Raw genomic sequence first — 13,787 nt, forward strand, 5'->3', positions numbered from 1 at the left:
CTTAGTGACCTCCGAGGGCGAGGGACAGGTGGCGGATGGAGAATGCGACCATGGTCACGATCCAGAGGGCCAAAACCGCCCACAGCATCTGCCGCTGGTACTTTGCGCCCTTCTTCCAGAAATCGACCGCGATGATCCGCAGGCCGTTGAAGGCGTGGAACACGATGGCTGCAACGAGGCCGGTCTCGCCCAGCGCCATCAGGGGATTCTTGTAGGCGCCAATCACGGCGGTGTAGGCCTCGGGTGACACGCGCACCAAGGAGGTGTCCAGAACATGGACCAACAAGAAGAAAAAGATCACTACACCGGTAATGCGGTGTCCTACCCAGGACCACATGCCTTCACGGCCGCGGTACAAGGTGCCAGCTGGTTTCGTCGGCACTGAATAAACCTCCCTGCAACACAGCGGCGCTGGCATGAGATCCACGCGGGGGGAACGCCTGCTGCGAGAGCACTCGTAGCTCAGGCCTAAATCTAGGCTCAGCTAACAGCTTATTCAATTTGAGGGTTCCCTGCCGCCCAACAACGGCGCGGTTTTTTCGAATTTATGAGACAAACGCCACACTGTGTGGCGGGCGGGGGCCCAAGTGTGTCTTGGCAGGGGCCGCCCAAAAAGGGCGGTTGCGCCCCGTCGGCTAAAGTAGCGGTGATGAGTACAGACAAAGTGACAAGCCCGGTATCGCCCCTTGACCGCTTCGTTGCGGTGATTCCGGCAGGCGGAGTGGGGACCCGCCTCTGGCCCCTGTCACGTGCAGCAGCTCCCAAGTTCCTTCACGACCTCACCGGCTCGGGCAGCACCTTGCTGCGCGCCACGTACGACCGGCTGCACCCGCTGGCAGGCAGCCGCATGCTGGTGGTTACGGGCCAGGCCCACCGTGAGGCCGTCTGCCGGCAGCTTCCCGAGATCCATGACGCGGACCTGGTCCTCGAGTCCGAGCCCAAGGATTCGGCCGCAGCCATCGGGCTTGCGGCCGCCATCCTGCATGAGCGGGACCCGGACACAATCATGGGTTCCTTCGCCGCCGACCAGGTGATCAGCCCGGACGAACTCTTCCAGCAGGCGGTCCGCGAGGCGATCCATACCGCCGCCGCGGGCAAGATCGTGACCATCGGCATCAAGCCCACCCACCCGTCCACGGGCTTCGGGTACATCCGGTCCGGAAAGGCGCTGCACATCGACGGCGCGCCCAGCGCCCATGACGTGGTGGAGTTCGTCGAAAAGCCCGACGAAGTTGTCGCCCAGCAGTACGTGGACAGCGGCGACTACGTGTGGAACGCCGGCATGTTCGTAGCCCCCGTTGCGCTGATGCTCAAGCACCTCGAAGCCAACCAGCCCCAACTGTTCCAGGGCCTGCAGGAAATCGCGCAGGCCTGGGACACTCCCGAGCGTGACGAGGTCACGGCACGGGTCTGGCCCACCCTGCCCAAGATCGCCATCGACTACGCAGTGGCCGAGCCTGCCGCGGAAGCCGGGGACGTCGCCGTCGTGCCCGGCTCCTTCCGCTGGGACGACGTCGGTGACTTCGCGTCCGTTGGCCGGCTGAACAGCGCCAAGGAAGTGGACGCCGTCACTGTCCTCGGTGAGGGCGCCCGCGTGTTCACCGAAAACTCCAGCGGCGTGGTGGTCACCGACACCAAGCGCGTCATCGCCCTGATCGGGATCGAGGACGTGGTTATTGTCGACACGCCGGACGCCCTGCTGGTGACCACCATGGCCAACTCACAGCGCGTCAAGGCCGCCGTGGACGCCCTCAAAGCCAGCGGGGATACGGACGTCCTCTGATGCTTTGCTGCCGGCGCGCACAGTGCCGGCAGTAAAGCGGATGTAACGAGACGTTCGCGAATGGCTCCTTATGCGGCCACGCTCGCTAGAGTGAAGCAGTGCGCAACTACACTACTGAAGCCGAGCCCACCGCCTTGGTGGCCCCCTGGCTCGAGCCGCTCCTGCCGGAACTGATCGAATTCCGCCGGGACCTGCACGCACATCCGGAACTGTCCTTCAAGGAGTACCGCACCACCGACAAGCTCGCCGAACGGCTCGAGGCCGCCGGCCTGCGCCCCCGCCGCCTGGAAGGCACGGGACTCACGGTGGACGTGGGGGAGGGGCCCATCGCCACCGCCATCCGCGGTGACATCGACGCCCTGCCCATCATCGAGGAAACGGGGCTGGCCTTCGCGTCGCGCAACCATGGCGTCACGCACGCCTGCGGCCACGATGTCCATACCACCACCATGCTGGGCATTGCCCTGGTGCTTCACCGCATGCACGAGGAAGCCCCGCTCGGCGGCCGGATCCGGATCATCTTCCAGCCGGCCGAGGAGACCATGCCCGGGGGAGCCCACGCCTGCATCGAGCAGGGCGTCCTCGACGGCGTCCCCAGGATCATGGCGCTGCACTGCGATCCCCGCATCGAAGTAGGGAAGATCGGGACGCGCATCGGTGCCATCACCTCCGCCTCGGACACCATCCGGATCGAGCTGTCCGGCCGCGGCGGCCACACGTCCCGGCCGCACCTGACCGAGGACCTGGTGTTCGCGCTGGCCCAGATCGCGGTCAACGTCCCTGCCGTGCTGTCCCGCCGCGTGGACGTCCGCAGCGGCGTGTCCGTGGTGTGGGGGCAGATCACCGCAGGGTCGGCGCCCAACGCCATTCCCGGCACCGGCTACATGGCCGGAACCATGCGCTGCCTGGACCGTGACGCCTGGCACGCGGCCGGGGAACTCCTGGACGAGGTGGTGCACCAGGTGGCCGCTCCCTACGGCGTGGACGTCCACCTGGAGCACACCAGGGGCGTGCCGCCGGTGGTCAACTCCGAGCACGAGACTGCCATTATCGAAGCCGCCGCCCGCGCTGAAATCGGCGAAAGCGCAGTGGTGCTGACCCCGCAGTCCATGGGCGGTGAGGACTTCGCCTGGTTCCTCGCCGAACTTCCCGGCGCCATGATGCGCCTCGGCACCAAGACGCCGGGCGGGGAGGACTACGACCTCCACCGCGGCGACTATATCGTCGATGAACGCGCGCTGGGCCTGGGTATCCGGGTCCTGACCGCTGCCGCCCTGCGCACCATCCGCGACCTCTAGCACCCGGGTGCGCTCCGCCGTCGTGCACGGCTGCGCAGTGAAGCCTGGGCTCACCGCGCAGGGACAGTCCCTGCGCACTGAACCCTATGCCGGATACGCTGGCGCGCTCAGCAGAGTTAAGTTGTGCACAACCTAATTGCCCACTACTATATTTCTTGTGACTGAAGCCCCCCGCCTTGACCGGCAAGTGTGTTTTGCGCTCTACTCGGCCTCCCGGGCCGCCACCGCCGTCTACCGGCCGGTGCTGGACGAGCTGGGCCTGACCTACCCGCAATACCTCGTGATGCTGGTGCTCTGGGAGAACGAGCCGCGGGGCGTCAAGGAGCTCGGTGAGGAACTCGGGCTCGATTCGGGCACCCTGTCACCCCTGCTCAAGCGGCTGGAGGCGCTGGGGCTCGTGGAACGCCGTCGGCCCGCCGAAGATGAACGCCGCGTGGCCATCCACCTGACCCCGGCGGGACGGGACCTCAGCGGTCCGGCCCGCGCCATCCCGCAGCGGCTCGCAGATGCCGCCGGGCTGTCCCAGGACGAACTTGAACAGCTGCGCACCACACTGGGCAAACTGACTGCCGCCCTGCACGAATCCTTGTGATGCGCGGCAACCACCAAACAACAACAGGACGGAACTTTCTGTGAAGACCCTCTACACCGCCGAGGCGCTGGCCTCCGGCGAAGGCCGTGACGGCACTGCCCGCAGCAGCGACGGCAGGCTTGCCGTTGACCTGGCCAGCCCCGTTGAGCTGGGCGGAAACGGCCAGGGCACCAACCCGGAACAGCTCTTCGCCGCCGGCTATGCCGCCTGCTTCCACTCCGCCCTCCGGCTGGTGGGCCGGAAGGCCGGCGCGGACCTTTCCGACTCTGCCGTCGCAGCCAAGGTCCATCTCGGCCAGCTGGACGGCGGCGCAGGCTTTGGACTGGCCGCCGAGCTGGAAATCGCCCTTCCGGCGCTCAGCCTCGCCGCCGCCGAGGACCTCGTGGCCAAGGCGCACGAAGTCTGCCCCTATTCGAACGCCACCCGCGGCAACATCAACGTCGACATCAAGATCCTGGAGTATGCAGCATGAGCACCGTTCTGCCCGACACAACCCGCGAAATCCGGCTGGCCTCCCGCCCGGTGGGCCGCCCTTCCGGCGACAACTTCCAGCTTGCCGAATCGCAGCTGCCTGCGCTCGAGGACGGGCAGGTCCTGGTCCGGAACCTCTTCATGTCCGTGGACCCCTACATGCGTGGCCGGATGAAGGACGTGAAGTCCTACTCTGCGCCTTTCGCCGTGGGGGAAGCGCTCGACGGCGGCGCTGTGGGTGAGGTGATAGCGTCCCGTTCCGCCGCGCACAAGGAAGGGGACGTCGTCGTGCATCCGCTGGGCTGGCGGGAGTACTCGGTGGTCAGCGGCGCTGCCACGACCCCGGCGCGGACTGACCTGGCGCCTGCCTCTGCCTTCCTTGGCGCCTTGGGCATGACTGGACTTACGGCATACGCCGGCCTGCTGAAGGTCGCCGAATTCAAGCCCGGCGACGCGGTGTTCGTCTCCGGCGCGGCCGGCGCCGTGGGATCCCTGGTGGGCCAGATCGCGAAGGCGATGGGCGCATCGCGCGTCATCGGTTCCGCCGGGTCGCCGGCCAAGGTGGCACGCCTCCTTGAACTCGGCTTCGACGCCGCCTTTGACTACCACGACGGTCCGGTGGTGGAGCAGCTGGAGAAGGCCGCGGGCAGCGGCGGCATCGACGTCTACTTCGACAACGTGGGCGGCGACCACCTGGAGGCCGCGCTGTCCGTCCTCAACGTGGGCGGCCGGGTGGCGATGTGCGGCGCCATCGCCCAGTACAACTCCACCGAACCCACCCCGGCGCCGCACAACCTGATGCAGGCGATCGGCAAGCAGCTGACCCTGCGCGGCTTCCTGGTGGGCGGACAGCGCCAGCACGCCGCTGAATTCGCCGGGAAGATGGCCGGCTGGCTGGCCGACGGCACCGTGCGTTACGACGAGACGATCGTGGACGGCCTGGAGAACGCCCCGCAGGCGTTCATCGACCTCCTGGATGGGGCGAACACCGGCAAAATGCTGGTCCGGCTGTAGCCAACCCGCCCATCCACAGCAGTAGGGGCACCGCGTTTTGCGGTGCCCCTACTGCTTGGTAACAACTTGTAAACAATCTCCCGGATGGACTGCTGACGTGCTATGGGGACGTGGCGCAGGCCACTAAAGTTAGTGCCGTCAGAGCGCTCCGGCGCAGTGCTGCGTGCCTTCAGTGAAAACAGAATTTCAGCGCCGAAACGGACACTCATTGAATTCCAGCCCGTAGCGCCACTCGCATCATCCCTGGAGGGAAATTGAAGAAATCACTGCGTGCCAGCTTCAAGCGCGGTTCAATGGCCGGCGTGGCCACTGCAGGTGCCGCGGCATTCCTGCTGGCCGGCTGCGGAGCCCCGCCGTCCTCATCTGGTGGTTCAAGCGCTGCGCCCAAGTCTGATTACACCGCATGCATGGTCTCTGACTCCGGGGGCTTTGATGACAAGTCGTTCAACCAGTCCGGGTACGAGGGCCTGCAGGCTGCTGTCAAGGACCTCGGCATCCAGGAGAAGCATGTCCAGTCCAAGGCTGACACCGACTACGACCCCAACCTCCGATCCATGGTCCAGCAGGGCTGCAAGCTCACCGTGACCGTCGGCTTCCTGCTCGGCGACGCCACCAAGACCATCGCCACAGCCAACCCGAACAGCCACTTCGCCATCATCGACTACAACGACCCCACGTTCCCCAAGAACGTCAAGCCGATTGTCTATGACACGGCCCAGGCTGCGTTCCTGGCAGGCTACCTGGCCGCCGGCACGTCCAAGACCGGCAAGGTGGCAACCTTCGGCGGCATCAACATCCCCACTGTCACCATCTTCATGGACGGCTTTGCCGACGGCGTGAAGTACTACAACGGGAAGAAGGGCAAGAGCGTCCAGCTCATCGGCTGGGACAAGGATAAGCAGGACGGCACCTTCGTTGGCGACTTCAAGCAGGTGGACAAGGGCAAGGTCCTGACCCAGGGCTTCCTTGACCAGGGCGCGGACATCGTGCTTCCCGTGGCCGGACCCGTTGGCGGCGGCGCAGGCAGCGCGATCCTCGACGCCAAGTCCAAGGGCAAGGACGCCAAGCTCATCTGGGTTGACTCGGATGGCTACCTGACTGCCCCGGATTACAAATCCGTGATCCTGTCCTCGGTCCAGAAGACCATGGCCAACGCTGTGGAATCGGTGATCAAGGACGACAAGGACGGCAAGTTCGACGCCTCGCCGTACATCGGAACTCTTGCAAACGGCGGCGTGGACCTGGCTCCGTTCCACGATCTCGATTCCGCCGTGCCGGCAGATCTGAAGAACGACCTGGACCAGCTCAAGAAAGACATCATCTCAGGCAGTGTGAAGGTCGAGTCGAAGTCCAGCCCCACGAAATAAGCACAGAACTGCGCGGCGCGCTGCCCTTCTGCCGTTACCCCGGCCGAAGGGCGGCGCGTTCTGTCTTGCGTGCAACGTCCCGCTGCCCGCAACTTTCCAGCGCCCCTTTTTTGCTGGCTGCCTGCCCTGCCCAGGAACCACCCCTAACACTAGGCTGGGACTACCCGCTGCCTTGCCGCTGACAGCGCGCCGGAGCAGATCCATACACACAGATTGGTTGGGTTTTGAAACTCGAACTGAAAGGGATCACGAAGCGATTCGGGGCCCTTGTAGCCAATGACCACATCGACCTGGTCGTCGAACCGGGGCAGGTGCACTGCCTCCTGGGAGAGAACGGGGCAGGCAAATCCACCCTGATGAACGTGCTCTACGGCCTGTACGATCCGACCGAGGGTGAAATCCTGGTCGATGGCATGCCCGTCGTCTTTAAGGACCCCGGCGAGGCGATGGCGGCCGGCATCGGAATGGTCCACCAGCACTTCATGCTCATCCCGGTATTCACCGTGGCCGAGAACGTGGCGTTGGGCAACGAGACCACCAAGGCCGCCGGCCTGCTCAACCTGGAAGCCACGCGCGCGAAGATCCGCAGCATTTCGGACCAGTACGGATTCGACGTCGACCCCGACGCCATGGTGGAGGACCTTCCGGTGGGCGTCCAGCAGCGGGTGGAGATCATCAAAGCCCTGGTACGCGACGCCGAGGTGCTCATCCTCGACGAACCCACCGCCGTGTTGACGCCCCAGGAGACCGATGAACTCCTGGACATCATCCGCCAGTTGAAGCGCGACGGTAAGTCGATCGTCTTCATCTCCCACAAGCTGCGCGAAGTCAAAGCCATCTCGGACACCATCACGGTCATCCGCCGCGGCAAAGTGGTGGGGCAGGCGGATCCCACCGCTTCCCCCACCGAGCTGGCATCCGCCATGGTGGGCCGCACCGTCAGTTTGACGCTCGACAAGGCTCCGGCCAAGACCGGCGAGGTGACCTTCAAGGTCCGCAACCTGACCGTCACGGACCACAACGGCCAGCACGTGGTCGATGACCTGTCCTTCGACATCGCCAAGGGCGAAGTTCTGGCCATAGCCGGGGTGCAGGGCAACGGCCAGACGGAACTCACCGAGGCGATCCTCGGCGTGCAGCCGCACGTTGCCGGGTCCATCACGCTCGACGGCGAGGAACTGCTGGGCAAGAGCGTCAAGCATGTCCTCGGTGCCGGTGTGGGCTTTGTTCCCGAGGACCGCACCCTTGATGGCCTGGTGGGCACGTTCACCATCTCCGAGAACATGATCCTGGACCTCTACGACAAGACGCCGTTCGCACGCGGCGTGGGGATGAAACCGGGCGTGATCGCGGAGAATGCCGCCAGGAAGGTCGAGGAATTCGACGTCCGCACGCCCTCCGTGTCCGCCGCGGTGGGCACCCTCTCCGGCGGCAACCAGCAGAAGGTCGTCCTGGCCCGCGAGCTTTCACGACCGCTGCGCCTGTTCATCGCTTCGCAGCCTACGCGGGGGCTTGACGTCGGTTCGATTGAGTTTGTGCACAAGCGCGTCATCGCCGAACGTGACCACGGAACGCCGGTCATGATCGTGTCCACAGAACTGGACGAAGTACTGCAGTTGGCGGATCGGATCGCCGTGCTCTACCGTGGCCGCCTGGTCGGGATCGTACCCGCCACCACGTCCCGCGACGTGCTGGGCCTGATGATGGCCGGCGTCCCGGCGGCAGAAGCCGAAGCCAGCGCCTCCGCCCATGCTTCTGGTACCACGACCACAGCGGCGATGGCGGAGCAGGCAGGCAACGAAGGAGAATCCCATGTCTGAGAAGGCAACCCCTGAGCCGCACAACAACGCGCCGGAGCCCGCCGGCATCCAGGCTCCCGGCGGTACCACCTCCGAAGCCGTCGCCTCCGACGTCGTCCTGGACACCGCCGGCGGCCAGATGCCGCCGTCCGCCGTTCCGGCAGCCACCCAGCGTCGCGGCCGGGACCATGGCCAGGGCAGCAGCGGTTCTGTACTGCACCAGATCCTCACCGGCAACGCCATGGTCTCCTTCCTTTCCGTGCTGCTGGCGATCGTGCTCGGCGGCATCCTGATGGCCGTGACCAACCCCAAGGTGGCCGTCACGGCCAGCTACTTCTTTGCCCAGCCGGGGGACCTCCTGGCCGAGGTCATCCGTCCCTACACCGCCTTGGTGCAGGGGTCCATCTTCAACTGGGCCGGCGGCGACCTGGCCGCCCAGCTGTACCCGATCACGGAGACCCTCACGGTTGCAACCCCGCTGATCTGCGCCGGGCTGGGCGTCGCGCTGGCGTTCCGCGCAGGCCTGTTCAACATCGGCGCCCAGGGGCAGATCATCTTCGGCGCGCTCTTCGGCGCCTACGTGGGCTTCGCCTGGCACCTGCCCCTCGGCCTGCACCTGCTGGTTGTCATCCTGGCCGGCCTGGTCGGAGGTGCGGTCTGGGGCGGCGTCGTTGGCCTGCTGAAAGCACGAACCGGCGCCCACGAGGTGATCGTGACGATCATGCTCAACTACATTGCCAACTTCCTGCTCCTGTTCTTGCTCACCACGCCGGCCTTCCAGCGCAAGGGTTCCACCAACCCGATCTCCCCGTTCCTCGACTCCACGGCGTTGTTCCCGGAACTGCTCGGTCCGCAATTCCGGTTGCACGCCGGCTTCCTGGTCGCTATAGCGGCCACCGCTTTCGTCTGGTGGCTCCTGAACCGCTCCACGATCGGTTTTGAGTTCCGCGCCGTTGGTGCCAATCCCAGCGCAGCCCGCACCGCCGGCATCAACGTCGCCCGCAGCACCATCCTCGTGATGGCCATAGCCGGTGCACTTGCCGGCCTGGCCGGCGTGGCCCAGGTGTCCGGCACGGAAAAGTACCTTTCCGGCGGCGTCGCCGCTTCCATCGGTTTTGACGCCATCACGGTGGCACTGCTGGGACGCTCCACACCGTGGGGAACCTTCTTCGCGGGCCTGCTCTTCGGCGCCTTCCGGGCCGGCGGCGTGGCAATGCAGGCCCAGACCCAGACCCCGATCGACATTGTGCTGGTCATCCAGTCCCTGATTGTGCTGTTTATCGCAGCACCGCCGCTGGTCCGTGCGATATTCGGACTCAACCCCCGTAAGAAGAAGACCACCACGAGTGGGACCGCCGGCACGCGCGCCGGCGGCGTGAAGAGCGGAGCGGCAGCATGAGCGCCACCACACACCCCCCGGCCCGCACGCCGGGCACCGGGAAGGGCGGCGCCACCGCCCCCGGCGGCAAGGCCGGCGCCCCGGCCGCGGCCGAACTGGTGAGCTGGAAGGCCGGCATCGGCCTGGGCCTGCTGGCCCTCCTCGGCACTGTCCTGTTCGGCTTCCTGGCAAACACCAAGTCCGCCGGCTTCCGCATCGCCGAGGCCCGCGACCCCAACGCCTCCTCCGCCGCTGCCTGGATTACCCTGGCCGTCGCCCTCGCCGCCGCGGCCTACGTCGGCTACCGCTGGATCAGCCAGCGGCGCGACGGCGGCCCCATCGACCGCTGGATCCCTGCCACCACCGTCGCCGCCGTCGCCGTCCTGGGCCTGGCCGCCCTCGGCGTCGCCAGGGTGGAAAAGATCACCGTGCCTTCCATGGCGCTGGGCTGGATCTGTTCGGTCCTACTGCTCGCACTGGCCGGATACGCCTGCTTCCTGACCGTGCAGCGCAGGAAGGTCCCCGCCTGGGTGGGCGGAAGCTTCGCCGTCGTCTTCCTCGTCGGGTTCATGATCTGGATCGTCGCGGGCGGCCGGGACGCCGAGCCGTCCATCTCCCTCGCAGGGCTGATGGCCGGCGCCGTCACCCTGGCTGTGCCGCTGGTGTTCGGTTCGCTCTCCGGGGTCCTCTGTGAACGCGCCGGCGTGGTCAACATCGCCATCGAGGGCCAGCTCCTGCTGGGTGCCTTCTCCGCCGCCGTCGTGGCCACCGTCACCGGCAACGTGTACGTGGGCCTGGTGTCCGCAGCAGTCGCCGGTTCGCTGGTGTCCCTGGTCCTGGCCGTGGTCAGCATCAAGTACCTCGTCAACCAGATCATCGTCGGCGTGGTGCTCAACGTCCTGATCAGCGGCCTGACCAGCTTCCTGTTCTCAACCCTGCTCACGGCGGACCCCGAACACCTCAACAAGCCCGGCAGGCTGCAGGCACTGGACATTCCGTTCCTCGCTGACATCCCGATCATCGGCCCCATCCTGTTCCGCCAGTCCCTGGTCGGCTACCTCATGTACGTGGCTGTCATTATCGTGTACGTCGGGCTGTTCCACACCAAGTGGGGCCTGCGCGTGCGCGCCGTCGGTGAGCACCCGCAGGCGGCGGACACGGTGGGCATCAACGTCAACCGCACCCGGTTCATCAACGTCCTGATGGGCGGGGCAATCGCGGGCATCGGAGGCTCCTTCTTCACCCTCGTGTCCGTGGACGCGTTCAGCAAGGACATGTCCGGCGGCCGCGGCTACATCGCCCTCGCCGCCATGATCTTCGGCCGCTGGAACCCCATCGGGGCCTTCCTTGCCGCCTTACTCTTCGGTTTCGCCGACAACCTGCAGAGCATCATCACCATCATCGGATCGCCCGTGCCCAGCCAGTTTATGGCGATGCTGCCCTACGCCCTGACCGTCATCGCGGTGGCGGGCCTGGTGGGACGGTCCAGGCCGCCCGCGGCCGACGGCATACCTTACGTCAAGGGGTGACCAAGGTGACCGAATCCGAAGCCGCCGGCGTTCAGGGCCAACGTGGCCCGCGGGACGGCGGTACCGGCGTCGACTGGGCCGCACTGGAGGCAGCCGCGGTCGAAGCAATGAAACGCGCCTACGCCCCCTATTCGAAATTCCCGGTGGGGGCTGCGGCCCTCACCGCGGACGGCCGGATCGTCAGCGGATGCAACGTGGAAAACGCCAGCTACGGCCTGACCCTGTGCGCCGAATGCGTCCTGGTGGGGAACCTGCAGACCACCGGCGGCGGCCTCCTGCGCGCCTTTTACTGCGTGGACGGAACAGGCGCAATCCTGATGCCGTGCGGCAGGTGCCGCCAACTGCTGTATGAGTTCCATGCCCCGAACATGCAGCTGATGACCGCCCAGGGCATCAAAACCATGGACCAGGTGCTGCCTGACGCCTTCGGTCCCGAACACCTCGAGGAGACCCCGTGACCGAGAGCAGCACACCGGAGAGCAAGGCCGAGGCGTTCGACGCCGTGGACATCATCCGCACCAAGCGCGACAAAGGCACGCTGAGCCCCGAGCAAATCGACTGGACCATTGACGCCTACACGCGCGGCGCCATCGCGGACGAGCAGATGGCGGCCCTGAACATGGCCATCCTGCTCAATGGCATGGACCGGGTGGAGATCGCCCGCTGGACCGCCGCGATGATCGCCTCCGGGGAGCGGATGGACTTCTCCAGCCTGCGCCGCCCTGACGGCGGGCTCAAATACACCACGGACAAGCACTCCACCGGCGGGGTGGGGGACAAGATCACCCTGCCGCTGGCGCCGCTGGTCGCCGTGTTCGGCGTTGCGGTCCCGCAGCTCTCCGGCCGGGGCCTCGGCCACACCGGCGGCACCCTGGACAAGCTGGAGTCCATCCCCGGCTGGCGCGCCAACCTCAGCAACGACGAAATCCTCGCCCAGCTCCAGGACGTGGGCGCCGTCATCTGCGCCGCCGGAGCCGGCCTGGCACCGGCGGACAAGAAGCTCTATGCGCTGCGCGACGTCACCGGCACCGTGGAGGCCATCCCGCTGATCGCCTCCTCGATCATGAGCAAGAAGATTGCCGAGGGCACCGGGTCCCTGGTCCTGGACGTCAAAGTCGGCAGTGGCGCGTTCATGAAGGACGAAGCAAAAGCGCGCGAGCTGGCCGAAACCATGGTGGCACTGGGCAAGGACGCGGGCGTGAACACGGTTGCCCTCCTCACCAATATGGACACGCCGCTGGGCCTCACGGCCGGAAACGCCATCGAGGTGGAGGAATCCGTGGAGGTGCTGGCCGGCGGCGGCCCGGAAGACGTCGTCGAACTGACCGTCCGGCTCGCCGAAGAGATGCTCGCCTGCGCAGGAGTGCACGACGCCGACCCGGCCGCCGCGTTGAAGGACGGCCGCGCCATGGACGTGTGGAACAGGATGATCTCCGCCCAGGGCGGTGACACCCGTGCGGCGCTGCCCTCGGCAAGGGAATCCGACGTCGTGTACGCGCCGGCGGACGGCGTGCTGGTGGAACTGGATGCACTCGCCGTGGGCGTTGCTGCCTGGCGGCTCGGCGCCGGCCGGGCCCGCAAGGAGGACTCCGTGCAGGCGGCCGCCGGCGTGCGCCTACACGCCAAGCCGGGAGCCACCGTCCGGGCGGGCGAGCCGCTGATGACGCTGCTGACGGACACCCCGGAACGTTTCGACCGCGCCCGGGAGGCGCTGGAGCACGCGGTGGTCATCGCCCCGGAGGGCTCGCGCCCCGCCCAGCAGCTCATCATCGACCGCATAGCATAGTGATCCATGCAGGCCATCAATGACTTCATCCTCGCCGCCGCCGGACAGCCATGGGTGCTGGTCCTGGTGCTGGCCTGCTGCGTCATTGACGGTTTCTTCCCGCCGGTCCCCAGCGAATCCGTCGTGGTGGGCCTCGCCGCGGTAGCCGCCACCGCCGATGTCCCCAATCCGTGGCTCCTGGGCATGGTAGCCGCCGGCGGCGCCTTCGCCGGGGACAACATCGCCTACCTGCTGGGGCGCCGGGTGGGGACCACGCGGTGGGCGTGGATGCGCGGGCCGCGGATGCAGAGCGCGTTCCGCTGGGCCGGCCGGGAACTGCGGAAGAGGCCGGCTTCTTTGATCCTCGTGGCACGGTTCGTACCGATCGGCCGGGTGGCGGTCAACCTGACCGCGGGCGGCACCCACTATCCGCACCTGCGGTTCGTCGGCCTGACCATCCTCTCCGCCACACTGTGGGCAAGTTACTCGGTCGCAATCGGGCTTTTCTTCGGCCAATGGTTTGAAGACAACCACCTCCTCGGGGCCGCGATCGCCATCGTTTGTGCCGTCGCGCTGGGCATCCTGGTGGACCTGGCGATCAACAAATTCCGGGGCAATCCCAACGTGGTGGAACGGATCCGGGAACCCGGGACCTGACCAAGGCGTTTAACGCGTCGTTCCGGGCATTAAAGGCGTAGCGCACTGCGCCCCCTGCATGGGACACTTAGGAACGATTTTCCGCTTTGGCTGCCGCACTTTGGCTGTGTCATTTTTGTACAGGAGCAAGACCG

At 66.4% G+C, this 13,787-nt stretch carries 13 protein-coding genes; 12 read left to right on the forward strand and 1 reads right to left on the reverse strand.

All coding sequences use genetic code 11. From position 1 onward, the window contains the following. Position 1 precedes the first annotated feature (1 nt). Positions 2–382: a succinate dehydrogenase, cytochrome b556 subunit gene (gene sdhC / locus ACYSM9_RS00175; protein WP_221384022.1), complete on the reverse strand. Its 381-nt coding sequence runs from the start codon at positions 380–382 to the stop codon at positions 2–4. Between the two features lie 267 nt (positions 383–649). Here sdhC and ACYSM9_RS00180 point away from each other — a divergent pair, with 267 nt between their 5' ends. The 12 genes from ACYSM9_RS00180 (at position 650) to ACYSM9_RS00235 (ending at position 13,653) form a co-directional block, all read left to right on the forward strand. Beyond that, positions 650–1,783, forward strand: coding sequence for a mannose-1-phosphate guanylyltransferase (locus ACYSM9_RS00180; RefSeq protein WP_461854963.1), 1,134 nt, complete (start codon positions 650–652; stop codon positions 1,781–1,783). Positions 1,784–1,881: 98 nt separating this feature from the next. Beyond that, on the forward strand, positions 1,882–3,081 hold the full coding sequence (locus ACYSM9_RS00185) for an amidohydrolase (RefSeq protein WP_461854964.1): 1,200 nt from the start codon (positions 1,882–1,884) through the stop codon (positions 3,079–3,081). Positions 3,082–3,238: 157 nt separating this feature from the next. Beyond that, complete coding sequence (locus tag ACYSM9_RS00190; protein WP_461854965.1) at positions 3,239–3,673, forward strand: MarR family winged helix-turn-helix transcriptional regulator; 435 nt, start codon at positions 3,239–3,241, stop codon at positions 3,671–3,673. Positions 3,674–3,713: 40 nt separating this feature from the next. Further along, positions 3,714–4,145, forward strand: a complete 432-nt coding sequence (locus tag ACYSM9_RS00195) for an organic hydroperoxide resistance protein (protein WP_461854966.1) — start codon at positions 3,714–3,716, stop codon at positions 4,143–4,145. After that, positions 4,142–5,158, forward strand: coding sequence for an NADP-dependent oxidoreductase (locus ACYSM9_RS00200; RefSeq protein WP_461854967.1), 1,017 nt, complete (start codon positions 4,142–4,144; stop codon positions 5,156–5,158). The genes ACYSM9_RS00195 and ACYSM9_RS00200 overlap by 4 nt, the downstream gene beginning before the upstream one ends. 254 nt (positions 5,159–5,412) lie before the next feature. Next, positions 5,413–6,525 carry a BMP family lipoprotein gene (locus ACYSM9_RS00205; RefSeq protein ID WP_461854968.1) on the forward strand — a complete coding sequence of 371 codons (1,113 nt, stop codon included), beginning with the start codon at positions 5,413–5,415 and terminating at the stop codon, positions 6,523–6,525. 224 nt (positions 6,526–6,749) lie between these two features. After that, the gene (locus ACYSM9_RS00210; RefSeq protein WP_461854969.1) at positions 6,750–8,345 is read left to right on the forward strand and encodes an ABC transporter ATP-binding protein; all 1,596 of its coding nucleotides are present in this window, start codon (positions 6,750–6,752) and stop codon (positions 8,343–8,345) included. Next, positions 8,338–9,723 (forward strand): ABC transporter permease, encoded by a 1,386-nt coding sequence (locus ACYSM9_RS00215; RefSeq protein WP_461854970.1) that lies wholly within the window; start codon positions 8,338–8,340, stop codon positions 9,721–9,723. Before ACYSM9_RS00210 ends, ACYSM9_RS00215 begins: the two co-directional genes overlap by 8 nt. Continuing rightward, complete coding sequence (locus ACYSM9_RS00220; RefSeq protein WP_461854971.1) at positions 9,720–11,231, forward strand: ABC transporter permease; 1,512 nt, start codon at positions 9,720–9,722, stop codon at positions 11,229–11,231. The genes ACYSM9_RS00215 and ACYSM9_RS00220 overlap by 4 nt, the downstream gene beginning before the upstream one ends. A gap of 5 nt (positions 11,232–11,236) precedes the next feature. Next, positions 11,237–11,689, forward strand: a complete 453-nt coding sequence (locus ACYSM9_RS00225) for a cytidine deaminase (protein WP_461854972.1) — start codon at positions 11,237–11,239, stop codon at positions 11,687–11,689. Then, positions 11,686–13,017, forward strand: coding sequence for a thymidine phosphorylase (locus ACYSM9_RS00230; protein WP_461854973.1), 1,332 nt, complete (start codon positions 11,686–11,688; stop codon positions 13,015–13,017). Before ACYSM9_RS00225 ends, ACYSM9_RS00230 begins: the two co-directional genes overlap by 4 nt. Positions 13,018–13,023: 6 nt before the next feature. Continuing rightward, complete coding sequence (locus ACYSM9_RS00235; RefSeq protein ID WP_461854974.1) at positions 13,024–13,653, forward strand: DedA family protein; 630 nt, start codon at positions 13,024–13,026, stop codon at positions 13,651–13,653. The last annotated feature ends 134 nt before the right edge of the window (positions 13,654–13,787 follow it).

It is taken from the genome of Arthrobacter sp. C152, assembly GCF_054890965.1.

Coding starts and splice junctions, on each gene's coding strand:
- ACYSM9_RS00180 (WP_461854963.1), top strand. CDS start 650: ATGAGTACAGACAAAGTGACAAGCCCGGTATCGCCCCTTGACCGCTTC.
- ACYSM9_RS00200 (WP_461854967.1), top strand. CDS start 4,142: ATGAGCACCGTTCTGCCCGACACAACCCGCGAAATCCGGCTGGCCTCC.
- ACYSM9_RS00215 (WP_461854970.1), top strand. CDS start 8,338: ATGTCTGAGAAGGCAACCCCTGAGCCGCACAACAACGCGCCGGAGCCC.
- ACYSM9_RS00220 (WP_461854971.1), top strand. CDS start 9,720: ATGAGCGCCACCACACACCCCCCGGCCCGCACGCCGGGCACCGGGAAG.
- ACYSM9_RS00235 (WP_461854974.1), top strand. CDS start 13,024: ATGCAGGCCATCAATGACTTCATCCTCGCCGCCGCCGGACAGCCATGG.